Origin of the sequence: Enterobacter cloacae complex sp. IR5450, from assembly GCF_049238665.1 — a bacterium.
In the GTDB taxonomy this organism is placed as follows: Bacteria; Pseudomonadota; Gammaproteobacteria; order Enterobacterales; family Enterobacteriaceae; genus Enterobacter; species Enterobacter hormaechei_C.
Genome location: NZ_JBMKIC010000001.1, coordinates 56,902 through 82,909, shown reverse-complemented (window position 1 = coordinate 82,909; position 26,008 = coordinate 56,902). Strand labels below are relative to the sequence as shown.

Sequence of the window (26,008 nt, the reverse complement as noted above, 5' to 3'; positions counted from 1 at the left end):
ATGCCAGGCCGACGATCTTTATTATTGCCGCCGTGCTTGACCTTCCGGTAAGGGGAGGGTTTATGCTCAAAAGATCGCCTGCTGGAAATAAGGAAATGCACATGCAACGTCGTGATTTTTTAAAATTTTCTGCCGCGCTGGGGGTTGCGAGCGCATTACCTCTCTGGAGCCGCGCCGTTTTTGCCGCCGACAGACCGGCTTTACCCATTCCTGAATTACTCGCCCCAGATGCCCGCAGCCGCATTCAGCTTGTGGTGCAGGCCGGTAAAACCACTTTCGGTCAGCACGCCGCCACGACGTGGGGCTATAACGGCAATCTGCTCGGCCCGGCGTTGCAGTTACGCAAAGGGAAGGCGGTGACGGTAGACATTCATAACACGCTTGCGGAAGAGACCACGCTGCACTGGCACGGGCTGGAAGTCCCGGGCGAAGTGGATGGGGGGCCTCAGGGCGTCATCAGGCCTGGTGGTAAACGCAGCGTAACCTTTACCCCGGAACAACGCGCGGCGACCTGCTGGTTCCACCCGCATCAGCATGGCAAAACGGGCCATCAGGTGGCGATGGGGCTGGCCGGGCTGGTGCTGATTGAAGACGATGAAAGCCGCCTGCTGCGCCTGCCGAAACAGTGGGGTATCGACGATGTCCCGGTGATTGTGCAGGACAAAAAATTCAGCGCTGACGGGCAAATTGACTATCAGCTGGACGTAATGAGCGCGGCGGTAGGCTGGTTTGGCGATACGCTGCTGACCAACGGCGCGATCTACCCGCAGCATGCCGCGCCAAAAGGCTGGCTGCGCTTACGTCTGCTTAACGGCTGTAACGCCCGCTCCCTGAACTTCGCCACCAGCGATAAACGCCCGCTTTATGTAGTGGCAAGCGACGGCGGCCTGCTGCCGGAGCCGGTGAAGGTGAGCGAGCTGCCGATGCTGATGGGCGAGCGCTTCGAGGTGTTGGTGGATATCAGCGATGGCAAAGCGTTTGACCTGGTGACCCTGCCGGTCAGCCAGATGGGGATGGCCGTCGCGCCGTTTGATAAGCCGCATCCGGTCCTGCGCATTCAGCCGCTACAGATCACCGCCTCCGGTACGCTGCCGGAGACCCTCACCACGCTGCCAGCACTCCCGTCGCTGGACGGGCTTACGCAGCGTAAACTTAAGCTTTCCATGGACCCGATGCTCGACATGATGGGCATGCAGGCGCTGATGAAGAAGTACGGCAATCAGGCCATGGCGGGAATGCATCACGGCCAGATGATGGGCCATATGAATATGGACCACGGCAATATGGGCGGCATGGATCACGGCGGCCATGGTTTCGATTTCCACAATGCCAACCGCATCAACGGCAAAGCGTTCGATATGAATACGCCCATGTTCGCCGCCACGAAAGGGCAGTTTGAACGCTGGATGATTTCAGGCGAAGGGGACATGATGCTGCACCCGTTCCATATCCACGGCACGCAGTTCCGTATCCTGTCTGAAAATGGTAAAGCGCCGGAGCCGCATCGCGCGGGCTGGAAAGATACGGTGAGGGTGGAAGGCGGCGTCAGCGAGGTGCTGGTGAAGTTCGACCACGAGGCACCGAAAGAGTTTGCCTATATGGCCCACTGTCATCTGCTGGAGCATGAAGATACGGGGATGATGCTCGGTTTTACCGTATAAAAAAAGCCGGGTGGCGGCTTCGCCTTACCCGGCCTACATAGGGCACCCGTAGGCCCGGTATGCGTTAGCGCCACCGGGCTTTTTCGTTACTTAGCGTCGTCAGGCAGTGCATACGCGACAATATAGTCGCCCATCTTCGTGCCAAACGAACCGTGACCACCCGCAGAGATGACAACGTACTGCTTGCCATTCACTTCATAGGTCATCGGCGTTGCCTGTCCACCGGCTGGCAGACGGCCTTGCCACAGTTTCTCACCGTTGGTCATGTTGTACGCGCGCAGGTAGTTATCTGCGGTTGCCGCGATGAACAGCACGTTACCGGCGGTGGAGATTGGGCCACCCAGCATTGGCATACCCATATTGAACGGCACTGGAACAGGCATCGGGAACGGCATGCTGTCCTGTGGCGTACCAATACGTTTTTTCCAGACGATCTTATTGGTCTTCAGATCCAGACCGGAGATATAACCCCAGGCAGGCTGTTTACACGGCAGACCGAACGGAGAAAGGAACGGATTCAGGGTCACACCATAAGGAACGCCATACTGCGGCTGGATACCGGCTTCGGTACCGCTGCCTTTCGCATCTTTCGGCTGCTCCATTGGGTTACCCGGACCGCGTGGGATCAGACGGGAAACGAACGGCAGCGCCATTGGGTTAGCGATGGCGACCTGACGGTTAGGGTCAACGGAGATCCCACCCCACTCGAACATCCCCAGGTTACCCGGGAAGACCAGCGTGCCCTGCTCTGAAGGCGGCGTGAAGATGCCTTCATAGCGCAGTTGATGGAACATCACGCGGCACACCAGCTGGTCAAACATGGTGGCACCCCACATGTCTGCACCGCTGAGATCTTTCTTCGGACGGAAGCTCAGGTCAGAGAACGGCTGCGTTTTGGTGACGTAGTCGCCTTTGGCCGCGCCCTGCGGAACCGGTTTTTCTGGCGCAGGAACAACCAGCTTACCGTTGCTGCGATCCAGCACGAAGATGTTGCCGGTTTTGGCCGGGGCGTAAATCACCGGAACGGTTTTACCGTTAACGGTAATGTCCGCCAGCGTCGGCTGGGACGGCATATCCATATCCCACAGATCGTGGTGAACGGTCTGGTAGCTCCATGCCAGTTTACCGGTCGTTGCGTTCAGCGCCACGATGGAGCTGGCGTAACGTTCCTGCTCCGGCGTGCGGTTACCGCCCCAGATATCCGGCGTGGTCACGCCCATCGGCAGGTAAACCAGGTCCAGCTTCGCGTCATACGCTGCCGGTGCCCAGGAGTTCGGTGAGTTAAAGGTAAAGGTGTGTTCATCGGATGGGATCGCGTTAGGATCTTTCGCGCCCGGGTCGAAGGCCCACAGCAGTTTACCGGTGTTCACGTCGAAACCACGGATAACGCCGGAGGTTTCGCGGGTAGAGAAGTTATCCGTTACCGAACCGGCAATCACGATGGTTTTATCGGTGATGATTGGCGGGGAGGTCGGCTCATACAGACCCGGCGTGGTGTCCGGCATGTTGGTCTGAAGATTCAGAATGCCTTTGTTAGCGAAAGTTTCGCACAGCTTACCGGTCTCAGCGTTGATGGCAAACAGGCGGCCATCGTTCACCGGCAGCATAATGCGGCGAGGACAGTCGGCAATGACTTCCGGGCTGGCATTATCTGCGCGCGCTTCGTGGTAAGAGACGCCGCGGCAGGTGATGTGCTGGAACGACGGGTTGGAGTTCAGCTGTGGATCAAAGTGCCATTTCTCTTTACCGGTGGCCGCGTCGAGCGCGAACAGGCGCTGGTGCGCCGTACACAGGTAGAGCATGTTGCCCACTTTAATCGGGGTCACTTCGTTGGTCAGCTCACCCGGATCGTTTGGCATCTTCAGGTCGCCGGTACGGAATACCCAGGCTTCCTTCAGGTTTTTCACGTTGTCCGCGTTGATCTGCTTCAGCGGGGAGTAGCGTTGACCTTCCTGGTTACGACCATAAGCAGGCCAGTCACCGTCCGCCACCTGCGAAATAGCCGCAGCCGGCGTGGATTCCGCGTTCAGCGTGCCATTGATCTCCTGCGGGTCGTTAAAACCGGCCCAGGTCAGGATGCCGCCACTAATCAGCAGAGCAACGACCAGACCGGCCACGGCGCCACTGGAAGGGACAATCAGACGACGCCAGACAAACGGCAGGATCAGCCAGATACCGAAGAAGACCAGAATGTCGCTGCGCGGCGTCAGCGCCCAGAAGTCGAACCCGACTTCCCAGACGCCCCAGATCATGGTTGCGAGCAGTAACGCTGCGTACAACCACAGAGCAGATTGTTTTCTGCGTAAAAGCAGGACGGTTACGCCAACCATAACCAGACCCGCAATCGGGTAGTACCAGGAGCCGCCAATCGCGACCAGCCATACGCCACCGATTAACAAATACAGCGCGCAGAATGCGGCAAACGCGGCTGTTAATGTCACCAGTAGACGCGGCTGTTTAGTTTTTGTTTCAGCCATAGAAAAGTACTCGTCAGTTTTGTTAATTATTTGCTAGCAATTAATTATAGGTATTAACAACTGTGATCGGAATCACAAATATTGCTTTTTATAACTCATACGCCAGGCTTATCCATTTACTGGTATAATGGCTGGCTTGCGTATCGATGCCGGAGCGAGAGTCATCCGCATTGAGAGATTTTCACTAAAATCATTTGGTTAGTAATATGAAACATACTGTTGAAGTGATGATCCCGGAAGCCGAGATCAAAGCGCGTATCGCCGAACTGGGTCGTCAAATCACCGAACATTACAAGGACAGCGGCAGCGAAATGGTGCTGGTCGGTTTGTTGCGTGGCTCTTTCATGTTCATGGCAGACCTGTGTCGTGAAGTGCAGGTGCCGCACGAGGTCGATTTTATGACCGCCTCCAGTTACGGCAGCGGCATGTCCACAACCCGTGATGTGAAAATCCTGAAAGATCTGGATGAAGATATTCGTGGCAAAGATGTGTTGATTGTTGAGGACATCATCGACTCCGGCAACACGCTCTCTAAAGTGCGTGAGATCCTGAGCCTGCGTGAACCAAAATCACTGGCGATTTGTACCCTGCTGGATAAGCCTGAGCGCCGTGAAGTGCAGGTGCCGGTGGAGTTCGTTGGTTTCTCCATCCCGGACGAATTCGTGGTGGGTTACGGCATTGATTACGCACAGCGTTATCGCCATCTGCCGTATGTTGGGAAAGTGGTGATTCTTGACGAATAATTTCGGGCTGATGCCCTCACCCCAGCCCTCTCCCACAGGGAGAGGGTGAAAACCCCCGGCTTTGTTATTTATGGTTAACGTGCTTAAGCTTGAGGTTGGCAATTCCCGAGCGGTAACGCTGTTCCAGCGTTTCGCGGTTGGTGGCGGTCACTTCCAGATTGCGCAGCAGGCCGTCGTGAATACCGTACGCCCAGCCGTGGATGGAGACCTTCTGCCCGCGTTTCCAGGCAGACTGCATAATCGTCGAATGGCCCAGGTTATACACCTGCTCCATCACGTTCAGCTCACACAGCGTGTCGAGACGGCGCTCCTGCGGCATTTCGCCCAGCAGTGAGCTATGTTTGAACCAGATATCACGAATGTGCAGCAGCCAGTTATCGATTAACCCCAGCTCTGTATTTTCGACCGCCGCCTGCACGCCGCCGCAGCCGTAGTGGCCGCAGATAATAATGTGCTCGACCTCCAGAACATCAACGGCATACTGAACAACCGAAAGGCAGTTGAGATCGGTATGAATAACCAGGTTAGCCACATTGCGGTGAACAAACAGTTCGCCAGGTTCAAGACCAGTCAGACGTTCGGCGGGGACGCGGCTGTCAGAACATCCAATCCAGAGAAAGCGTGGGTTCTGCGCTTGCGCGAGTTTTCCAAAAAATCCGGGGTCTTCCTCCACCAGCATTTTTGACCATAGTGCATTGTTGCTGATGAGTGTATCTATGTCGTTCATGGAGGTTAGCGACCTGTAACCAAGTGATTGCGTTGCGCTACTATAGGGTAACCCGACTTTTAATGAAACCACACAACGTGTGTCAGAACTTAAGGTAAGTTGAATTCATGGCGATTGCACTGGAGCTTGAACAGCTCAAAAAAACCTACCCGGGGGGCGTTCAGGCGCTGCGCGGGATAGATCTTAAAGTCGAAGCGGGAGATTTCTACGCGCTTCTGGGGCCGAACGGGGCAGGGAAATCCACCACCATCGGGATCATCAGTTCACTGGTCAATAAAACCTCGGGCCGCGTCAGCGTGTTTGGCTACGATCTGCAAAAAGATGTGGTCAACGCCAAGCGCCAGCTGGGGCTGGTGCCGCAGGAGTTCAACTTTAACCCGTTTGAGACGGTACAGCAGATTGTTGTTAACCAGGCGGGTTACTATGGCGTGGAGCGCAAAGAGGCGCTTGAGCGCAGCGAAAAGTACCTGAAACAGCTTGATCTGTGGGAGAAACGTAACGAGCGCGCGCGGATGTTGTCCGGAGGGATGAAGCGCCGCCTGATGATTGCCCGCGCGCTGATGCACGAGCCAAAGCTGCTTATCCTTGATGAGCCGACCGCTGGTGTGGATATTGAACTGCGTCGCTCCATGTGGGGTTTCCTGAAAGATCTGAACGACAAAGGCACCACCATCATTCTGACCACGCACTACCTGGAAGAGGCGGAAATGCTGTGCCGCAATATCGGCATCATTCAGCACGGCGAGCTGGTGGAAAACACCTCGATGAAGAATCTGCTCTCCAAGCTCAAATCAGAGACCTTTATCCTCGATCTGGCGGCGAAAAGCGCGCTGCCGAAACTGGAGGGCTACAACTATCGCCTGGTCGATACCTCGACGCTGGAGGTAGAAGTGCTGCGCGAGCAGGGTATTAACAGCGTGTTCTCACAGTTGAGCGCGCAGGGCATTCAGGTATTAAGCATGCGTAACAAAGCAAACCGACTGGAAGAGCTGTTTGTCTCTCTGGTGCACGACAAACAAGGAGACAAGGCATGACGCATCTTTACTGGGTCGCGCTGAAAAGCATCTGGGCGAAAGAGATTAACCGCTTTATGCGTATCTGGGTGCAAACCCTGGTGCCGCCGGTGATCACCATGACGCTCTACTTCATCATTTTCGGCAACCTTATTGGCTCCCGCATTGGTGAGATGCACGGCTTCACCTATATGCAGTTTATCGTGCCGGGCCTGATCATGATGGCGGTGATCACCAACGCCTACGCGAACGTGGCGTCCTCATTCTTCAGCGCCAAGTTCCAGCGCAACATTGAAGAGCTGCTGGTGGCGCCGGTGCCAACGCACGTCATCATCGCCGGTTACGTGGGTGGCGGCGTGGCGCGCGGGCTGTGCGTGGGTATCCTGGTAACGGCCATTTCGCTGTTCTTCGTGCCGTTTCAGGTTCACTCCTGGCTTTTCGTGGCGCTGACGCTGCTGCTCACCGCGATTCTGTTCTCGCTGGCCGGCTTGCTGAATGCGGTGTTCGCTAAAACCTTTGACGACATCAGCCTGATCCCGACCTTTGTGCTGACGCCGCTGACCTACCTCGGCGGGGTGTTTTACTCCCTGACGCTGCTGCCGCCGTTCTGGCAGGCACTCTCGCACCTGAACCCGATTGTCTACATGATCAGCGGTTTCCGCTTCGGTTTCCTCGGCATCACCGACGTGCCGCTGTTCACCACCGTCGTCGTGCTGGTGGTGTTTATCGTGGCGTTCTACCTGCTGTGTTGGTATTTGATCCAGCGTGGCCGTGGGCTGCGCAGCTAATCCTCTGCCTTCTGCCCGGCGACGTACCGTCTGCCGGGCGCTTTCTTTGACAGTTATCACCGTAAACTAACCTTCACTTCGGTAAACTACTCGCCTGCTAAGGAGAGACGTTATGCTGGGATGGGTGATCACCTGCCACGATGAAGTGGCGCAGGAAATGCTGCTGAAGCTGGAGGCCCGGTTTGGTCCCCTGGCGCAATGCCGTGCTGTAAATTACTGGCGAGGGCTGAGCACCAACATGCTCAGCCGGATGATGTGCGACGCGCTGCATGAAACCGACACCGGTGATGGCGTGATTTTTCTCACCGACAAATCGGGCGCGGCGCCTTACCGTTCAGCGGCGTTAATGAGCCATAAGCATGATAATTGTGAAGTGATCTCCGGTATCAGCCTGCCTTTACTCGAAGCGATGTATCCGCTGCGCGCAACGTTGAGCAGCGCTGAGTTTCGCCACGCCATTGTGGCGCAGGGCTCCCCGGGCGTGAGCAGCCTGTGGCACCAGCAGCAGAAGAACCCGCCTTTCGTTCTGCTTCACGATCTGTATAAGCATTAAACATTGGTATTGATGTCGCTTTTGCTACAATGGCGACTGATTTTCCGTATCGATTTATATCCCATGCTCATGCGCGTTATCTTTATCCTTCTGCTGCTGGTTTCCGGTGGTGCGTCTGCCAGCCTGACCAGTCAGCAAGGCCTTCCTGCCCAATATATGCAAACCACCGAAGATGCGGCCATCTGGGCGCAGGTGGGAAATGCCGTCGTGAATGTAGGGAATGTTCGCGCCGGGCAGATCCTCGCTGTCTTTCCGGCCGCGGCGGATTACTATGAATTTCGTTTCGGATTCGGTACGGGGTTTATTGATAAAGACCACCTTGAAAAAGTTCAGGGCAAACAACGCGTTGAGGATAGCCTGGGTGACTTGAACAAGCCGCTCAGTAATCAAAACCTCATCACCTGGAAAGACACGCCGGTCTATAACGCCCCCAGCAGCGGAAGCGCGCCTTTTGGCACCTTAAGCGCCAATCTTCGCTATCCGATTCTGAATAAGCTGAAAGATCGCCTGAACCAGACCTGGTTTCAGATCCGCATCGGCAATCGTCTGGCGTGGATCAGCAGCCTCGATGCACAGGAAGATAACGGGCTACCGGTTCTGACTTACCATCATATTTTGCGTGATGAAGAGAACACCCGTTTTCGACATACCTCCACGACGACCAGCGTACGTGCGTTTAATAATCAGATGGCCTGGTTACGCGATCAAGGCTATACCACGCTGACGATGTACCAGCTTGAAGGGTACGTGCGTAACAAGATGAACCTACCCGCGAAAGCAGTGGTGATCACCTTTGATGATGGTCTCAAATCGGTGAGCCGCTACGCGTACCCTGTTCTGAAAGAATATGGCTTCAACGCGACGGCGTTTATAATTTCATCACGTATCAAAGGCCATCCGCAGAAGTGGGATCCAAAATCGCTACAGTTTATGAGCGTTCAGGAAATCAAGGGCATCCAGGATGTGTTCGACATTCAGTCTCACACCCATTTCCTGCATCGCGTGGATGGCTATAAACACCCCATCCTGTTGAGCCGTAGCTATCACGTGATCCTGTTTGATTTTGAACGATCACGTCGTGCACTGGCGCAGTTCAACCCGCGCGTGTTGTATGTGTCGTATCCGTTTGGCGGCTATGACAATAAAGCGATTAAGGCGGCGAACGATGCGGGGTTTCATCTGGCGGTGACCACGGTGAAAGGGAAGGTGAAGCCGGGGGATAATCCGTTCTTACTGAAACGTCTGTATATTTTAAGAACGGATTCGCTGGAGACCATGTCGCGGCTGATCAGTAATCAGCCGCAGGGGTAGGTTATTCGTACGTGGTCTGAATGGTCACGGTGGTGCCGAAAACACCGACGGTTACCGGATCGCTGCCGATCTTAACCAGTTTGGCCCAAATTGATTTGTCTACAATACTCACGGGATCGCCGTACACTTCACCCACCGCGATGACGTGCTTGCTGCCATTCGCTGGCACAGGATAATTATCATTCTGGCTATCCAGAATCATAACGCCAACGCCACCTGCCGCAGTCACACCACCTGAACTCTCCACGGTATTGGTAAAATATTTCTTATCTGCGGTGGTGTGCGTGGAGGATAGCGTATAGTAAACGCCGATGGTATTCACGCATGTACCCGTCACATGGAACTCGACTTTGCTGGTATTCCCGCTTTCGACCTCCGCGGGATACCAGTCACCAAGGTTTACCGTTGTGGGCGCACGTAAGGCACAGGTCGGGCGATTTAATGGAATACTGAACGACATCTGAGACATATTCACCAGAGGGCGAGGGTGATCTTCTACTGTCGTTCCATTTGGATTACCGAGGATAATTTGACCGATTGGACCACTGCTTGCGGTCAGGAAGTCTTCGTCGTTGGGAACACCGGTGAATCCGTTTGTCTGCCAGAACTCCATACGAACGTGCCAGGTTTTTCCTTTTACAGCATCTTCGTTATCATGATCGTTACCCGTGAGATAAAACTCATTTGGATTGGGTGGGAACCAGGCCGTTACACCATTGCCATCAGGATAGAATGCCAGCGTGTAAACAATCCCGGGGATGTTTGTACGAAAAGTGGCTTTGCCATCGATCTCCCCCCAAAGCATTGCATTGTTCGTCATCTGGTAAACATTTTCACCATCGTCACCCACTTCGCAACTTGATGTTAATGCTGGGGTTGTTTCCATAATAATAGTGTTACTGATCTGCACGGGTGTCGTTACCGTACCAACAGGCAGAGGTGTAATGACCGGCTGTGTGCCCGGAGACATAATGAGCAGCGTATCATTACTGTTAAATTTACATTCTAACGCGGAATGCGCTGCGCCAGACAGCCCGAACGCCGCTAACGCTAATATAGTAAGATATTTTTTCATCCTAAATCCCTTTATTCATAGCTTACGTTAACCAGAACATTACTCATCACAGCGCCGCTGGTGATAGTTCCAACGTTCTGATAACGCGCGTAAAATCCATAATCCTTTATATAGTTCTCGCTACTTCCACTGACATCGTAAATAACGTTTGATGTCCCGTCGCTGTTCAGGACGTTAGTTTTGAACGCATCTGAAAAAATAACGATACCCACATTTTCAGCCGCACCGGCTGTGGCATCGTTTTTAAAGACCTGGTTGTGATTACTCCAGAAACCATTTTGCGGAGCAAAACTAAATTTCAGTTTGTTAATCGTTGCGCCTTCTGTACTGCTCGCGTAGCAGTCATCTACGTGGATCGTAAAAGGCGTTCCTGCTTCATCATCGGTTGGCGATAGACGATCGCTCTTGTCGCTGTTATAAAACCAGTCTCGTGTCACGGTCGGCAAAGTGATCTCTCCGCCGTTTTCGACGCTTAGCCGACAGGTATTATTAACAATATTTGCTGTCAGGTTTACATCCACACCTGAACCTGCCTGGCATATGCCAGGCAGAGTGCTACCAGCCAGACCGATAAGCAACACAAGACCGGGCTGGTGTAAATTAAACGGTGATTGTTGCATGATGGTACCTGGAATTATTGATAGGTGACGGTAAACGTTACCGGAGCGGTAACCGCACCTGTGCCAACATCACTAATCGCCATGCCTTGGCCTATGACAATACGAGAGTTCATCGGGAATTCACCCGCGCCGTCAGTAATGGTGACTTCCTGAGCCGCCGGAGGCGTGTTACAGCTCATCAACAAGCCTGTATCGACAGTGCCGGACCAGATTTCAAAGCCCGTTGCTAAGCCGCCAGAGAACGAGTCACCATTTTTGGCTATACCACTACATTCTCCGCCAGCGCCTTTCGCGGCAGCGACCGTTGCCTTCGTTACCCCAGAACAGTTAGTGAAGCTTATTTTGAGCGGCTCGACGCGGGTTTTATTCACCAGATCCGATTTGTATACATCGCCAAATGCAATTTCAGTGGATGCAGTACCTGCGCCGTTGAGCACTTTTGCTGTACAGGTGCCTGAAACTACCTTTGTTTGAATCGTCATACTGACACTATCGGTGCCTGTAATTGCAGCGCTTACCACTCCAGAGAAGAGAAGGGTAGAAACGGACAGGGCGATTAAAGTTGATTTAAATTTCATAATATTGCTCCGTTTTCCTGCGCCAATTACTCGTAGCTAAACTCGAAAGTTGCCACGGCCTGGAAATCACCAACTGTCATGCTGTTAGCTTTGGTTTCACGCAATGTGGCTACCAATTGAACTTCTTTATTTTGGATTTCTGTAGGGGTCCAGACCAGGCGCTCCGAATCGTCTTTGGAGTTAATGATAAACGGGGCATCCGGTGTGCTGGCTCTGGCAATTTCAACAGCAGAGTAGTCTGCGCCTCCGGCGGTTTTTAATATTGAGTTAACAAGGCCGGAGAATAAATAACCAGAGCGTGTTCCCGATACTGTGGTTTTCAATGAGGTCAGAGATGCCGGGCACTCAACGATCACGATTTTGAAATTGGCATTTGCGGTGCCAGCTTTGACATCGTCAAGGCGCACCTGACCGCCACCGATTTTCAGCGTTTGCTGAGTATCGGAACCCTCACCACCAACCAGTTTCATATCAAAAGTGGTTTCACGGATATTAGCCGTGAAGTTAACATCGAGATTCGTGCCCTCGGCGAGCGCTGCACCTGATAACGCCAGCACCGTCATGGCAACGGCTGACAGGCTATAAAGATTTTTTTTCATACAAACTCTCGTCTATTTTCCCGAATAATTACATCTGGCACACTTGATTGCTGAGTACCGTTGTAAGTCCTACTTTTTGAGCATGTGATGAGACGTTATAATGCACGTCACACTTACTGTCTTTATCGCTTCCCCAGACAACATGAAGCGTGCCTTCATCTTCAACGCCGCGGACATAGGCTTGCCCCGCCTGCCCTACGGTGCCAATTGATTCATTTTTTTCATTTAAAACATCAGCGCCTAAAGGAATAAATCCGTTATCGGTGCGCTTAAGTTCTAAAATTAATGAACGACCTTCATCGGTTACAAAATCAACCAGCACAACGGAACCACTGCGGGGAACCGTAATTTCACTGGTGTTTTTAATTTCAACATCGTTTTCCAGCGTGCTGATATCAAGGTATACGCGGTTTTCACGGTAGGCAGACATATAAGGCAGAATGCCATAGCCGGAACTGCCTATTTCACTGTTACCAAAGCCGATACCGGCACCTTTCGCGCCACTCGCTTTGACCAGCGCCAGCGCATCGTTGTCACCAATACTCCCTGGCGCAAATGCGATGCCCCCTGAATGCAATACCATGCCACCGCTATAGGAGGCAGAATATTGTTTACTGTTGTCATCGCCAAAAGAGGCAGATAAACCCAGCGGGCCATATTCACTGTTATAGGACCCGTAGCCGCTTATCTGATTCAGGTCACCATAATTACCGCTGTTTGACGAGGCGCTAACGGAATAACTCACCTTATTATCTTGCGTATTTCCACCCGCGGACGTGTTAAAGCTTGTGCCGCCTTTAAGGTCGGAACGTAATCCCATGTTAATGTTCGAGAATCCACCAGAATTCCCTCTATCTTTTGAGAATACACTTAATGGAATGCTCAGGCTTAAATAAACGCTGTCGTCTTTCTTGCCGTTCTGATCATAGGTTCGCTGTAATGACAGGCTGTAGCTGCCATAGGTGAAGCTATTGTTATAACCAATATTATAATTGGAAGTTGAGCCCGTAGCGTTCCAGTAATCCTGCCAGGTGCCGCTTACATACAGGGAGCCATAATTGTCCTCTCCGGATGTTAGCGGTTGGTTAAGACTAATTTGCACCTGATTTTTGGTGCGCTGATAGTCTGCATATAACGCTTCGTTTGAGTCATAGCTACGGTTTGAGTATTTCTGGTGCTTAATACTGTCCTGAAGTTGCGCCGCATCGTTAAGCGTCAGGTAGTCTTCCGTCGAGAAACGATAAGCCGCAACGTTAAAGGAAGTATTCGTCGACTCAATCATTTTACTGTACGTTAAACGATAACTTTGACCGCTTAATTTATCCAGCCCCTCAATATCTGCATATGATTGCGTAACGTCGAATGCAAACGCACCAACAGGGGTATTCATTGCCACGCCGAGAATACCGGCATAAAAATCCATATCGGTATATTGTGCGCCAATATAACCCGTGAACGTATTATTCAGGCCATAGTAAAGGGTACCGTAACCCACTTTAGGCGCATCAATCAGTGAATCGTCATTTAATTCACCTAAACCGACGTCCCAGCGAGATGCTCCCGGACGGAGCATCTGAGTAACGGATGAAAAGGGTACGGTAAAGGAGCGTTTGCTGCCGTCCGCTTCTTCAATCGTTACCAGTAAATCATTACCGTAACCTGTGGTACTCAGGTCGTTTATTTCAAACGCGCCTGGTGGCACCGAGGTTTCATAGATCTTATTGCCGCTCTGCGTGACGCTGACCTTCGCGTTACTGTTCGCGACACCCCGGATGACAGGAGCGTAGCCTGTGGACCCCATTGGCAACATGCGATCGTCACTGTACATGCGTGCACCGCGAAGGCTCATAGAGTTAAATGCCTCGCCACGCGTGTAAGAGTCGCCGATGACAAACTGGGCGCTCAACGGTGTAATATCGCGCTGCAAATAGACATCCTGACTGGAATATTTTGTGCCACTATCTTTGTCCCAGTTAAAATTGCCACGCGAGCGCAGACGCCATGGCCCCATATTCAGACCATAGCGTAATCCTACATATGCACTTTCTGATGTACTGCCGTTGTTCTCGCTACGCCACCCGTTCATGTCATAAGAGAGCAGAGCGGCAGGGATCCCATTATCCCACAACGATGGATCGACATAGCCTGCCGGGCGTTTCAGCACATAAATCTGCGGAAAATTAAAATCCATTGCCTGCTTGCCACTGTCATAGCTAACCGTAGCGCCAGGGAAGGATTTTTTAATATCGACGCAGGTTTCATCGTCTTCCGGTCCGTCAGGCAATGTGCTGGTGTCGACACCCGATTGTGACAGCAGCAGTTTTGTTATGCACGGTGTCGCACGAGGTGTTCCGTTATCTTTAAACGTGACCTCCACGGTAGACTTCAGTTTACCGTTCAGGTTGATCTTAGTGCGATAGGTCCCCGGTAAAACCGGGTTGCCATGTGAAAAACGATTAATATCAATACTAGCACTGCCATTTAAAAGAAATTGATCGTTAAACTCGACCTCTTCTTCATTATCAGGCAGATCTTTTGCTGGCGTGATATTTTCTGCGCAAGCATAAAAAGGCAATGCTGCGCTTATCGCAAGACATAAAAGAGAACGTTTAAATAACATGGCACATCCACTTAATCAGTGTAGAGAGAACTCTCTACAGAGTTAATGCTATCAATTATTATGTGTATTAAAGCGTGTTCTATTTAAGTCCAGCTTCGTGATGGTCTGTGCCGCCATAATCATTAATGGTATCAAACTCGACTTTACCATTTACGGCAGAAGCTAAGCCTTTCACCGTCATTGTGGTATCACTAAACGGTGGAACGGCCTTATGATCAACGTCGTATGTTTTTTGACTGGCTTTAATGGTGACCGCTGAAACGGAGACGTTATAGGGTGAGTTATTATGGGCAACAAGCTTAACTGCGTTCCCCTCTTTTTTCTGCGTCCATGTCAAATGCTCAGCGGCTTCACCTGCCGAGCCTTTTAACCCGTCTGGTCGGTAAAAGAATTTAATACGCGTTCTGAATGCCAGCTGAAGCTGGTTAAGATTCTCTTTATCCGCAGCTTTTGATTTTGGCGGAATCTCCAGGACATTGAACCAGAAAAGCGATTCACGATCCTGTGGTAAAGGTATACCTGTGTAGGTAATACGTACGGATTGGCCTTTTTTCGGGTCAATGCGGGATACCGGAGGGGTAATGATAAAAGGAAGCTTCAACTCTTCCGGGTTTACGCCATCACGCCCATCATCAAGCCAGGTTTGAACCAAAAGCGGTTTGGTTCCATGGTTATCGAGATTAACGACGACATCCTTCGATGACTGTGGGTAGATAATACGGGTGCCGGAAATAACAATGTCCGCACTTGCATTCGATGCGGCCAAAAAAGCAGTTGCGAGCAATGCGGCTTTAAAATTTTTAATAAAGATTGAATGAGACATTTTTCCACTTCCTTTTGGAATTACACAAGCAATCCCTCATTTATCATGAAGGATTGCTTAATTTAAAGTTTACGAATCTCTTATTCGTAAATCATGGTGAAGGCAACCTGTGCCTGCACGGTACCAGCAGATACTGGGTTGCTTGTTGCATTCCAGCCCTGACCCTGGGTGTATGCTACGCGGTAGTACAGGTTTCCTGCGCCAGAAGTCGCATCAATAGTTGCTTTCTGAGTGTTGTTGGTCTGGTCAATTTTAATCTGATCGGTAGCTGAGTTACCGTCGTTTGACAGCACCAGGTTAACGTTCTTAGCAGAACCCTGTGCATTGCTTGGTGGCACCAGCAGACCGCCTTCTGTAGAAGAAGAACCCGCCCATGAAGAGAACTGGGCAGACGCTTTCTTCGCAGTCTCGGTATCACAACCGGTCAGAGAAAGGGAGAATTTCTTTTCACCCAAGGTGCTGGTGGTACCCAGTGCGGTTGAAAAATCACGTACAAATACAGTGTCCAGGGTTACGTCAAAATCGTTACCGTTTTGATCGATTTTCTGGTCAAGGGAGACCTGGCAAGTATTGTTAGAAACCATGCCGTGGAAAGTAATAGTCCCGGTGTCAGAATCTGCTGCTACCGCTGAACCCGCAGCCAGAACGCTTGCTAGTGCAATTGACAAACCATATTTTTTAGAAATCATTTCAATATCCATATTCGTTGAGTAAATAATAAGTGCCTGTAAAGCTTTTATTTGAAATTAAATTTCGTGGCGAATTATATTGTTAATCTCAATGAAATGTAGATATTGTGCGTGATTTAAACTAAAAGAATAGTTTAGTAAATTTAAAGTTATTTGTTATCAATATGGTGTGTTTGTCTGGTGGGGCGGGAAGAGCTGGATATTAATTCAATAAATGCTTTTTAAAGACCCATTCATTTAATAAATGCACAAGAATGGGTCGTGGGATAAATATTATCAGGCAACCTGCACCGGAATCGCCTTCGCGGTACGTTTCATCTCATTATCGCCTTCAAAGTAGGCCACTTTAGGCTGCCAGCGACGTGCTTCTTCGTCAGACATCATCACAAAGCTGGCAATAATGACGATATCGCCTACGTCCGCGCAGTGCGCTGCTGCCCCATTAACGGAGATGATTTTAGATCCGCGTTCAGCGGCAATCGCGTACGTTGAAAAGCGTTTGCCGTTATTAACGTTCCAGATATCAATAGCTTCGTTTTCGAGAATACCCGCCGCGTCGAGAAAATCCTGGTCAATCGCGCAGGAGCCTTCATAGTGCAGGTCGGCCTGGGTGACTTTCACACGGTGAAGCTTACCTTGTAGCATTTTGCGAATCATTACGTTTACCTTTCACTTCCGGGTAGTAAAACTACGCCAGTTCAACCACTTTGTTATCGATAAGGCGGGCCTGGCCGAGCCATGCCGCCACCAGAATTACCGCACGTTTGCTGGTCTCTGTAAGCGCCAGAAGCGTATCGGCATCCCGAATTTGAACGTCGTCAGCACGAAGACCTTTCTCGTTCAGCGCCTGTTCAGCCAGAGCGATAATTTCTTCTGCGGTTAACTCTTTTGCCAGCAGTTGCTCTGCCATGGTATTCATGACTTTGCTTAAACCCGGCGCAATTTTACGCTGTTCGGCGGTCAGATAGCCGTTACGGGAGCTGAGCGCCAGGCCATCTTTCGCACGCACAATCGGTACGCCGACTATCTCAATGTCGTAGCCCATATCGGCAACCATTTTGCGGATCAGCGCCAGCTGCTGGAAATCTTTCTCGCCAAAACAGGCGATGTCCGGCTGCACCAAGTTAAACAGCTTGCTGACGATGGTAGAAACGCCACGGAAATGGCCCGGGCGGCTGGCGCCCTCCAGCATGGTCGAAATACCCGGCACATCGACGTAGGTCGATTCAGTGGTGCCCTGGGGATATACATCTGCGGGGGCCGGAGCGAAGACGATATCCGCATGACGTTTTTTGAGCTTCTCGCAATCTTCCTGCAAGGTACGTGGGTAGCGCGCCAGATCGTCTTCGCGATCGAACTGCATCGGGTTAACGAAGATACTGACTACCACAATATCTGCACGGGCTCTCGCTTCATCGACCAGCTTCATATGGCCGTCGTGCAGGTTGCCCATGGTTGGAACAAGGGCTATACGTTTACCTTCCTGACGTGCACGGCGGATATGCTGGCGCAGCAGCGGCAGAGTTTCTATGATTAGCACACCTGGACTCCTTAATGGAAACTGTGTTCTTCGCCCGGATAAACGCCGGACTCAACCTCGGCAATATACTGCCGCACAGCAGCACGCATGTCGCCTGCTTCTGTCAGGAAATTTTTAGCAAATTTTGGAATGTGGCCGCCGGTGATCCCGAAGGCGTCGTGCATGACCAGAATCTGGCCATCGGTGACGTTGCCCGCGCCGATGCCGATCACCGGAATTGACAGCGCCTCAGTGATACGCTTAGCCAGCTCAACCGGTACACACTCCAGCACCAGCAGCTGTGCGCCCGCGGCTTCCAGCGCCGCGGCATCATCAAACAGCGTCTGCGCCGCATCGCCTCGGCCCTGCACCTTATATCCGCCAAAGATGTTGACAGACTGCGGCGTCAGCCCCAAATGACCACAAACCGGCACGGCGCGTTCGGTAAGCATTTTTACCGTATCGACCAGCCAGGCGCCGCCTTCGATTTTGACCATATTGGCGCCAGCACGCATCACTGTCGCCGCATTTTCAAAGGCCTGTTCCGGGGTGGCATACGCCATAAATGGCAGATCGGAAAGCAGCAGGCAGGCGGGCGCACCCCGGCGCACGGCGCGGGTATGGTAAGCAATATCCTCGACCGTGACCGGCAGAGTGGAATCATGTCCTTGTACCGTCATCCCTAACGAGTCCCCGACCAGCATGACGTTGATCCCTTCTTCGGCAAACAGTTTTGCGAAGCTGTAATCATACGCGGTGATAGTGGCGAAGCGTTTTTTTTCCTGTTTGCATTTCTGCAATAAGGAGATGGTGGTTGGTTTCATACTGTTTCCTGATGGCCCAATAGCGAATCTTTGCGCATTCTAACAGTAACATTCGAGGGAACAATGATTTTAGGCAATCGATTAACCGCAAATAAGGAATGGTTAATCGATGCAGAGGCGGGATTACCAGCGGGCCGGTTTATCCGCGTTGAGATTTTGCAGAACGGCTTGCAGCGAGGCGCCGTCAGGGAAGGTGAGATCGGGCGCGACTTCAAACAGCGGCCAGAGCATAAACCCGCGGTTTTTCATGTCGTAATGTGGAACGGTGAGGCGTTCGGTGTTAATCACCTCGTGGCCGAAAAGCATAATATCGAGATCGAGGGTGCGCGGTCCCCAGCGTTCGGCTTTGCGGACGCGACCCTGCTGTAGCTCAATACGCTGGGTATTATCCAGCAGCGTTTCTGCGTCAAGGGTCGTTTCCAGCACCACGGCGGCGTTCAGATAATCAGGCTGATCCTGCGGGCCGAGCGGCGGCGTACGGTAAAATGAGGACAGCGCGACGATGCGGCTTTGCGGGATCTCCCCCAGCGCCTGCACGGCAGCGTTAACCTGCTCCAGCGGAGAGGCCAGATTGCTGCCGATGGCGATATACGCAAGGGTCATGCCGTGCCTTCACGACGCGGTGCGCGTTTGCGCGGGCGACGGTGACGACGGCGCGGTGCCGGCTCATCATCGAGATCCGTAAGCATATCTTTCTGCTCTGGTGGTGCAGAGACCTGAAATTCTCCCCACCACTGCGCCAGGCGCTGTAGCTCCTGGTTTCTTTCGACTTCAGCACGCAGAGAGAGCAAATCGAACGCGGCGCGGAACTTAGGATGCTCCATCAGCTTCCAGGCGCGTTTACCCTGACGGCGGGACATACGCAGCTGAAGCTGCCAGATATCACGCACCAGCGTGGTAATACGTTTCGGGATCGCCAGCGTGCGACAGCCTTCGTCCAGCACGTCGTTTGCCGCCAGCGCGAACGCATCATAATAGGCGAGACCACTCTCCTGAGTGATGCGCTGCGCCGTTTCCAGCAGCGGATACCAGAACATGGCCGCGAACAGGAACGCCGGATTCACGCGCATATCGTTATGAATACGGGTATCCGTGTTCTTCAGCACCTGTGCAATCATCCTCTCCATTGCGCTGTCACCGTTTTCGGTGAAGTAGCGGGTAATGGTCGGGAACAGCGGCTGGAACAGGTTGTATTCACGCAGCAAATTGTAGGTTTCAAACCCGTAGCCTGCCTGGAGCAGCTTTAACGACTCCTCAAACAGACGGGCAGGGGGGACGTCGTTAATCAGCGTCGCCAGGCGCGGGATCGGCTCTGCGGTTTCCGGACTGATACGCATGTTCAGCTTGGCGGCGAAACGCACGGCGCGCAGCATTCGGACCGGATCTTCGCGATAGCGCGTTTCCGGCGTACCGATCAGGCGAATCAGGCCGTCTTTCAGATCCTGCATACCGCCGACGTAATCGCGCACGGTAAAATCCGCCACGCTGTAGTAAAGGCTGTTGATGGTGAAATCGCGACGCTGAGCATCTTCTTCAATAGAGCCGAAGATGTTGTCGCGCAGCAGCATGCCGTTTTGGCCGCGCTGGGAAGTCGTGCGATCGTTGACGCCCGCTTCGTGGTGACCGCGGAAGGTCGCCACTTCAATAATTTCCGGTCCAAACATCACGTGCGCCAGACGGAAACGGCGGCCAACCAGACGGCAGTTGCGGAATAATTTACGCACCTGCTCAGGCGTGGCGCTGGTCGTCACGTCGAAATCTTTTGGTTTTTTGCCCAGCAGTAAATCGCGCACCCCGCCGCCGACGAGATAGGCCTCGTAGCCTGCTTTATTCAGACGATAGAGCACCTTGAGGGCATTTTCACTGATATCTTTGCGGGAAATATTGTGCTGCTCACGCGGAATGACCGACATGTGTGGCTGTGCAATAGCGTCGTTCGCCATGCTCTCTTCGCGGCTCAGCACTTTACGGCAAAAATTAGCGACTCGGGTAAAAATAGTACACCTCGTAGTGTGTTTTGTTATCAAAAAAGCGGCTAATCATAGCTCAGCGCAACGCATTTGAGAATGCTGGATTTTTGGCACGGCGATAAGCGCCCAGTCAGCAATGGCCGTTTTCAGCAATTCATCCAGACTCAGATCCTGCCATTCCTGCGTTACATTCTGGTTGAGAAATCGCAGCGCGTCGATCAAAACCGGGCGCGGATCGCCGTCAGGCAGCGCCGGGGCATGATTCTGTTTCGACAGCTTATTTCCCTGATCATTGACTGCCAGCGGCAGATGAATGTAATCCGGCACCGTCCAGCCAAACTGCTGGTAAAGCGATATTTGCCGCACGGTAGGCTCAACCAGATCCGCCCCGCGCACGATTTCCGTAACGCCCTGGAAATGGTCATCAACAACCACCGCCAGGTTATAGGCAAACAAACCATCACGACGGTGAATAATAAAATCTTCACGCGCCAGGCGTTCATCCGCCTGAATGGTTCCTGAGAGAACGTCGGTAAACTGCGTCACCGGAGAACGCTGTATCAGCCGTACGGCAGCATTCTCAGGACCGTTGTGCCGCGTACGACAGTGGCCGTCGTAAACGCCACCCACGCTTTGAATTCGCGCCCGCGTGCAGGTGCAGTTATAGGAAAGGCCCTGTTCAGCAAGCCACGCCAGACGTTCACGGTAGGCATCATGGCGTTGAGACTGCCAGAGTACGTCGCCGTCCCAGTGAAGACCGTAATGTTCCAGCTGACGCAGAATAGTTTCTGCTGCACCGGGAACTTCACGCGGAGGATCGATATCTTCAATGCGGACCAGCCATTGACCCTGACGGGCGCGAGCCTGTAGGTAGCTGCCAAGCGCGGCAATTAATGAGCCGAAGTGTAATTCACCGGAGGGAGATGGCGCAAAGCGCCCGATATAGTGAGATTCAGACATATCAACGGTAACAAGGCGGGAGAGACTCCCGCCTTAGCAGAGTAGTGAGAGGGCAGGCGTTAGCCAGCCATCTGTTTTTCGCGGATTTCTGCCAGCGTTTTACAGTCGATGCACAGATCGGCTGTTGGACGCGCTTCCAGGCGACGAATACCGATTTCAACACCGCAGGATTCGCAGTAGCCAAAATCTTCGTCCTCGACCTTCTTCAGCGTTTTTTCGATCTTTTTGATCAGTTTGCGCTCGCGGTCACGGTTACGCAGTTCGAGGCTGAACTCTTCTTCCTGAGCGGCACGGTCGACCGGGTCCGGGAAGTTAGCAGCTTCGTCCTGCATATGTGTAACGGTGCGATCGACTTCATCCCTGAGTTGATTACGCCATGCTTCAAGAATACGCTTGAAGTGCGACAGCTGGGCTTCGTTCATATACTCTTCGCCCGGCTTCTCTTGATACGGCTCCACCCCAGCGATGGCGAGAATACTCAGGGACGATGTTTTACGGTTTTGCCCTTCTTGCATGTTGCTTCTCCTTAACACGCACTATCGATCCCCGTGTTGGGGGAAAAATCAGGTCGCTATAAATAGCAGATGCTTTTCCGTATGGCAATTATCTAAACGTAACACTTGACAACCCTGTGAGGAAAAGCGTATTTGCGCACGCGGCCAGAACACTTATTAGTCAATCGTCTAATCCCTTATAAGACAATGGGAAGAGAGGATCTCAGAGTCATATTATCGGCAGAAAGTTCCGCTTTATAAGCGAAAATCTCTACCCCCTGCTTTTGTGCCTCATTCAACAATTGCGCGTATTTAGGATCAATATGACGGGCCGGGGAAAACCGTTCAATGGCTGAATGCAGAACCGCAAACAGCAACACGGCGCGCTTGCCCGCCGCCGCTACACTCATTAGCTCTCGCAGATGCTTCTGGCCACGTAGCGTTACCGCATCCGGAAAGAAGCCGTTTTCCTGTTCCGCTAACGTCACTGATTTCACTTCAATATAGCACTCAGGGCGGTCTTCCGCCTGTAACATAAAATCAATTCTGCTGCCTTCATCGCCATATTTCACTTCGCTTTTTTGCGTGCCGTAACCCACCAGTTCAGGAAGCATTCCATTTGTCAGAGCTTCCTTAACCAGCTGATTTGCGCGCAGGGTATTAACGCAAATAAATGCCCCGCTTTGCGTCTCGGTCATTTCCCAGGTATGGGGATATTTGCGTTTAGTATTTTCTGATGTGGAATACCAGACCGTGTCACCCGGCGTGGCGCAACCGGTCATGGCGCCGGTGTTAGGGCAGTGCAGCGTGAGCGTTTCGCCCGCAGGGGTGATCACATCAGCGAGAAAGCGTTTGTAACGTTGGATCAGCGTGGCGGGCTGGAGTGCAGGACTAAACTTCATCAGGATTCCTTAACGTGTCGCCCAGCGTCCAGCGCTGGAGCGGAGTATAGCGGGTGCGTCCTTGTACAAAGGCAGATTCGTACAGCGCAAATTCATTCACCTGAAAGGACCAGTGAAAGCCCGGTGGCGGGATGGCAACGGCCTGACCCGCATCGCGCAGCAGGGTAATGTGGGGATGAAACGGCTGCGGGCTCTGATAACAGCCGCTGCGCGCGGCCTGCGCCCGCAGCATGTTGGCGAGCTGTAGCAGTCCGCGAGGGGGCTGCCGCGTCCCCAGCCAGACCACCCGAGAGCGCAGCCATTGCCCGGCATCGTCAAGATGCAGCGTAAACCCCGGCTGCGAAATGCGTCCGGCCATTGCGCTTAACGCGCGCTGCTTTTCAGCGCTTACTTCACCAAGAAAGGCTAACGTCAGGTGCATATTGGCGGCGACGACGGGGCGGCCCGCTTCCGCGGGGAAGTGGCTGGCGCGCCAGCGAACAATCTGCCGTTGAAGCGTGGTGGGTAATTCAATGGCGAAGAATAGCCGTTTAGACTCAGACATGCGCAAGACTCGGTAATGATATGCGCCGATGCTACAATGTACGCCGATTAATGTTAACCCTCTGGAGCCGTAAGTGTCCTCTTTGCCCGTCGCCGTCGTCCTTCCTGAGCTTCTCGCAGCCTTAGAACATGCGCCACAGGTTTTGCTCAGCGCGCCCACCGGAGCGGGTAAATCCACCTGGCTGCCCCTGCAAATTCTGCGCGATGGGAACATCAGCGGGAAAATTATCCTGCTGGAGCCGCGCAGGCTGGCGGCGCGCAATGTGGCGCAGCGCCTGGCGGAACTGCTGAATGAAAAACCGGGTGAGACGGTAGGGTACCGGATGCGCGCCGAAACCTGCGTTGGACCATCCACGCGGCTGGAAGTGGTCACCGAAGGTATTCTTACCCGTATGTTGCAAAACGATCCGGAGCTGACCGGCGTCGGGCTGGTGATCCTTGATGAATTTCACGAGCGCAGCCTCCAGGCCGATCTGGCCCTTGCGCTGCTGCTCGACGTTCAGCAGGGGCTGCGCGACGACCTTCGGCTGCTGATTATGTCGGCGACGCTGGATAACGAGCGGCTCCGGCAGACGCTCCCTGACGCGCCGATGATCTCCTCTGAAGGGCGTGCGTTCCCGGTCGAGCGCCGCTATCAGCCGCTGCCTGCCCATCAGCGTTTTGACGAAGCGGTTGCCATCGCCACCGCCGAATTGCTCCGCCAGGAGCCCGGCTCGCTGCTGCTGTTTTTACCCGGCGTAGGCGAAATCCAGCGCGTACAGGAGCAGCTGGCATCCCGGGTGAACAGTGACGTTATGCTGTGCCCGCTCTACGGCGCGCTGCCGTTGGCTGACCAGCGCAAGGCGATCCTTCCCGCACCGGCGGGGCAGCGCAAAGTGGTGCTGGCAACCAATATCGCGGAAACCAGTTTGACCATTGAAGGCATTCGCCTGGTGGTGGACAGTACGCTGGAGAGGGTGGCCAGTTTTGATCCGCGTACCGGGCTGACCAGGCTGCTGACGCAGCGCATCAGCCAGGCCTCAATGGTGCAGCGCGCAGGGCGAGCAGGGCGTCTTGAGCCGGGTATTTGCCTGCATTTAACCAGCGCCGAGCAGGCGGAGCGTACGGCATTCCAGAGCACGCCTGAGATTTTACAAAGCGATCTCTCCGGACTGGTGATGGATCTGATGCAGTGGGGTTGCCCGGACCCTGACCAGCTCACCTGGCTTAATCCTCCGCCTGTCGTCAACCTTTCCGCCGCGCGCAGTCTGCTGACCCAGCTTGGCGCGCTGGAAGGCGAGCGACTGACGGCGCGCGGCCAGAAAATGGCGGCGCTGGGCAACGATCCACGTCTGGCGGCAATGCTGGTGGCAGCACAGGGCGACGATGAAATTGCCACGGCGGCAAAACTGGCGGCTATTCTTGAGGAGCCGCCGCGCGGTGGCGGCAGCGATCTGGGACAGGCCTTTTCACGCCATCAGGGAAACTGGCAACAGCGGGCGCAGCAGCTGTGTAAACGCCTGAATTGCCGGGGCGGTTCGCCTGACAGCGATAAAGTTATCCCTCTGCTGGCCCAGGCCTTCCCGGACAGAATCGCGCGCCGTCGCGGGCTGGATGGTCGCTATCAGCTGGCAAATGGGATGGGCGCGATGCTGGACAGCGATGACGCCCAGACGCGTCATGAATGGCTGATCGCGCCGCTCTTACTCCAGGGGAGCCACTCCCCGGACGCGCGTATTTTACAGGCGGTTGCCGTGGATATTGACCTCCTGACGCGTGCCTGCCCGCAGCTGCTTCAGCAATCTGACATCGTGGAATGGGATGATACCCAGGGCACGCTGAAGGCGTTCCGTCGTAGCCAGATTGGCAAACTGACGCTCGGGACGAAACCGCTGGCGAAGCCGTCGGAGGAAGAGTTACACCAGGCGATGCTGAATGGCATTCGGGAAAAAGGGCTGAGCGTACTGAACTGGACGCCGGAGGCTGAACAATATCGTATACGTCTGCACTGCGCCGCGAAGTGGCTGCCGGAACAGGGGTGGCCAGCGGTGGATGATGAGACGCTGCTCGCGACGCTTGAACAGTGGCTGTTGCCGCAGACGAGCGGCGTACACTCGCTGCGCGCCCTGAAGGCGCTTGATGTTAAGGCTGCGTTACAGAATTTACTGGACTGGTCGTTACGTCAACGTCTGGATAGTGAACTGCCTGGGCATTACACTGTGCCAACCGGGAGCCGGATTGCCATTCGTTATCATGAGGATAATCCGCCGGCGCTGGCGGTTCGGATGCAGGAGATGTTTGGTGAGGCCACCACGCCGTCCATTGCTGAAGGCCGTGTGCCGTTAGTGCTTGAGCTGCTTTCGCCTGCGCATCGTCCCTTGCAGATCACCCGCGACTTGGGAGCGTTCTGGGCGGGGAGCTATCGTGAAGTGCAGAAAGAGATGAAAGGGCGATATCCCAAACACGTCTGGCCGGACGATCCGGCGAATACCGCGCCGACACGGCGCACGAAAAAATATTCGTAATGGGGAAAGTGCGGG

At 53.4% G+C, this 26,008-nt stretch carries 25 protein-coding genes; 7 read left to right on the top strand and 18 right to left on the bottom strand.

Annotation, left to right across the window (positions count from 1 at the left end):
- Positions 1-101 precede the first annotated feature (101 nt).
- Positions 102-1,661: a multicopper oxidase CueO gene (gene cueO, locus ACOTYB_RS00380; RefSeq protein WP_220153580.1), complete on the top strand. Its 1,560-nt coding sequence runs from the start codon at positions 102-104 to the stop codon at positions 1,659-1,661.
- Positions 1,662-1,747: 86 nt separating this feature from the next.
- Here cueO and ACOTYB_RS00375 read toward each other — a convergent pair whose 3' ends face one another.
- Entirely contained in the window at positions 1,748-4,138 is a 2,391-nt protein-coding gene (locus tag ACOTYB_RS00375; RefSeq protein ID WP_003856304.1) for a glucose/quinate/shikimate family membrane-bound PQQ-dependent dehydrogenase, read from the bottom strand.
- A 206-nt stretch (positions 4,139-4,344) separates the two neighbouring features.
- Between ACOTYB_RS00375 and hpt the strand changes: the two genes are divergently transcribed.
- Entirely contained in the window at positions 4,345-4,881 is a 537-nt protein-coding gene (gene hpt, locus ACOTYB_RS00370; RefSeq protein ID WP_003856303.1) for a hypoxanthine phosphoribosyltransferase, read from the top strand.
- A gap of 64 nt (positions 4,882-4,945) precedes the next feature.
- On the opposite strand, the gene can is transcribed toward hpt, so the two are convergent.
- Positions 4,946-5,608, bottom strand: coding sequence for a carbonate dehydratase (gene can, locus ACOTYB_RS00365; protein WP_003856301.1), 663 nt, complete (start codon positions 5,606-5,608; stop codon positions 4,946-4,948).
- A gap of 107 nt (positions 5,609-5,715) precedes the next feature.
- Between can and ACOTYB_RS00360 the strand changes: the two genes are divergently transcribed.
- The 4 genes from ACOTYB_RS00360 (at position 5,716) to ACOTYB_RS00345 (ending at position 9,273) form a co-directional block, all read left to right on the top strand.
- Positions 5,716-6,642 carry an ABC transporter ATP-binding protein gene (locus ACOTYB_RS00360; RefSeq protein WP_003856300.1) on the top strand — a complete coding sequence of 309 codons (927 nt, stop codon included), beginning with the start codon at positions 5,716-5,718 and terminating at the stop codon, positions 6,640-6,642.
- Entirely contained in the window at positions 6,639-7,409 is a 771-nt protein-coding gene (locus ACOTYB_RS00355) for an ABC transporter permease (RefSeq protein ID WP_003856297.1), read from the top strand. The genes ACOTYB_RS00360 and ACOTYB_RS00355 overlap by 4 nt, the downstream gene beginning before the upstream one ends.
- A 112-nt stretch (positions 7,410-7,521) precedes the next feature.
- Positions 7,522-7,962, top strand: a complete 441-nt coding sequence (locus tag ACOTYB_RS00350; protein ID WP_003856295.1) for a PTS sugar transporter subunit IIA — start codon at positions 7,522-7,524, stop codon at positions 7,960-7,962.
- A 63-nt stretch (positions 7,963-8,025) separates the two neighbouring features.
- Positions 8,026-9,273, top strand: a complete 1,248-nt coding sequence (locus tag ACOTYB_RS00345) for a polysaccharide deacetylase family protein (protein ID WP_003856293.1) — start codon at positions 8,026-8,028, stop codon at positions 9,271-9,273.
- Position 9,274: 1 nt separating this feature from the next.
- Here ACOTYB_RS00345 and ACOTYB_RS00340 read toward each other — a convergent pair whose 3' ends face one another.
- The 16 genes from ACOTYB_RS00340 to thpR form a co-directional block, all read right to left on the bottom strand.
- Positions 9,275-10,348 carry a fimbrial protein StkG gene (locus ACOTYB_RS00340; protein WP_045336089.1) on the bottom strand — a complete coding sequence of 358 codons (1,074 nt, stop codon included), beginning with the start codon at positions 10,346-10,348 and terminating at the stop codon, positions 9,275-9,277.
- Positions 10,349-10,359: 11 nt separating this feature from the next.
- On the bottom strand, positions 10,360-10,968 hold the full coding sequence (locus tag ACOTYB_RS00335) for a fimbrial-like protein (RefSeq protein WP_022650406.1): 609 nt from the start codon (positions 10,966-10,968) through the stop codon (positions 10,360-10,362).
- Positions 10,969-10,982: 14 nt separating this feature from the next.
- On the bottom strand, positions 10,983-11,546 hold the full coding sequence (locus tag ACOTYB_RS00330; protein WP_045330980.1) for a fimbrial protein: 564 nt from the start codon (positions 11,544-11,546) through the stop codon (positions 10,983-10,985).
- Between the two features lie 26 nt (positions 11,547-11,572).
- Complete coding sequence (locus tag ACOTYB_RS00325; RefSeq protein WP_220153581.1) at positions 11,573-12,145, bottom strand: fimbrial protein; 573 nt, start codon at positions 12,143-12,145, stop codon at positions 11,573-11,575.
- A 28-nt stretch (positions 12,146-12,173) separates the two neighbouring features.
- Positions 12,174-14,765 (bottom strand): outer membrane usher protein, encoded by a 2,592-nt coding sequence (locus ACOTYB_RS00320; RefSeq protein ID WP_058652475.1) that lies wholly within the window; start codon positions 14,763-14,765, stop codon positions 12,174-12,176.
- 79 nt (positions 14,766-14,844) lie between these two features.
- Positions 14,845-15,588 carry a fimbrial chaperone gene (locus ACOTYB_RS00315; protein ID WP_003856286.1) on the bottom strand — a complete coding sequence of 248 codons (744 nt, stop codon included), beginning with the start codon at positions 15,586-15,588 and terminating at the stop codon, positions 14,845-14,847.
- Positions 15,589-15,668: 80 nt separating this feature from the next.
- Positions 15,669-16,277 carry a fimbrial protein gene (locus ACOTYB_RS00310; RefSeq protein ID WP_022650409.1) on the bottom strand — a complete coding sequence of 203 codons (609 nt, stop codon included), beginning with the start codon at positions 16,275-16,277 and terminating at the stop codon, positions 15,669-15,671.
- A 276-nt stretch (positions 16,278-16,553) separates the two neighbouring features.
- Positions 16,554-16,934, bottom strand: coding sequence for an aspartate 1-decarboxylase (gene panD / locus ACOTYB_RS00305; protein WP_003856284.1), 381 nt, complete (start codon positions 16,932-16,934; stop codon positions 16,554-16,556).
- A 31-nt stretch (positions 16,935-16,965) separates the two neighbouring features.
- Positions 16,966-17,817, bottom strand: coding sequence for a pantoate--beta-alanine ligase (panC, locus tag ACOTYB_RS00300; protein WP_003856282.1), 852 nt, complete (start codon positions 17,815-17,817; stop codon positions 16,966-16,968).
- 11 nt (positions 17,818-17,828) lie between these two features.
- Positions 17,829-18,620: a 3-methyl-2-oxobutanoate hydroxymethyltransferase gene (panB, locus tag ACOTYB_RS00295; RefSeq protein WP_174402287.1), complete on the bottom strand. Its 792-nt coding sequence runs from the start codon at positions 18,618-18,620 to the stop codon at positions 17,829-17,831.
- Positions 18,621-18,743: 123 nt separating this feature from the next.
- Positions 18,744-19,223 carry a 2-amino-4-hydroxy-6-hydroxymethyldihydropteridine diphosphokinase gene (gene folK, locus ACOTYB_RS00290; protein WP_023315424.1) on the bottom strand — a complete coding sequence of 160 codons (480 nt, stop codon included), beginning with the start codon at positions 19,221-19,223 and terminating at the stop codon, positions 18,744-18,746.
- Positions 19,220-20,617 carry a polynucleotide adenylyltransferase PcnB gene (pcnB, locus tag ACOTYB_RS00285; RefSeq protein ID WP_071785222.1) on the bottom strand — a complete coding sequence of 466 codons (1,398 nt, stop codon included), beginning with the start codon at positions 20,615-20,617 and terminating at the stop codon, positions 19,220-19,222. Before pcnB ends, folK begins: the two co-directional genes overlap by 4 nt.
- A 42-nt stretch (positions 20,618-20,659) precedes the next feature.
- Positions 20,660-21,550, bottom strand: a complete 891-nt coding sequence (gene gluQRS, locus ACOTYB_RS00280) for a tRNA glutamyl-Q(34) synthetase GluQRS (RefSeq protein ID WP_023324171.1) — start codon at positions 21,548-21,550, stop codon at positions 20,660-20,662.
- A 59-nt stretch (positions 21,551-21,609) separates the two neighbouring features.
- A complete protein-coding gene (dksA, locus tag ACOTYB_RS00275) occupies positions 21,610-22,065 on the bottom strand; it encodes an RNA polymerase-binding protein DksA (RefSeq protein WP_001155232.1) in 456 nt (151 codons plus the stop codon).
- Positions 22,066-22,241: 176 nt separating this feature from the next.
- Positions 22,242-22,946 (bottom strand): DNA/RNA nuclease SfsA, encoded by a 705-nt coding sequence (gene sfsA / locus ACOTYB_RS00270; protein ID WP_003856251.1) that lies wholly within the window; start codon positions 22,944-22,946, stop codon positions 22,242-22,244.
- Positions 22,936-23,490, bottom strand: a complete 555-nt coding sequence (gene thpR, locus ACOTYB_RS00265; RefSeq protein ID WP_003856249.1) for an RNA 2',3'-cyclic phosphodiesterase — start codon at positions 23,488-23,490, stop codon at positions 22,936-22,938. The genes sfsA and thpR overlap by 11 nt, the downstream gene beginning before the upstream one ends.
- Before the next feature lie 73 nt (positions 23,491-23,563).
- Here thpR and hrpB point away from each other — a divergent pair, with 73 nt between their 5' ends.
- Entirely contained in the window at positions 23,564-25,993 is a 2,430-nt protein-coding gene (gene hrpB, locus ACOTYB_RS00260) for an ATP-dependent helicase HrpB (RefSeq protein ID WP_220316740.1), read from the top strand.
- Positions 25,994-26,008 lie beyond the last annotated feature (15 nt).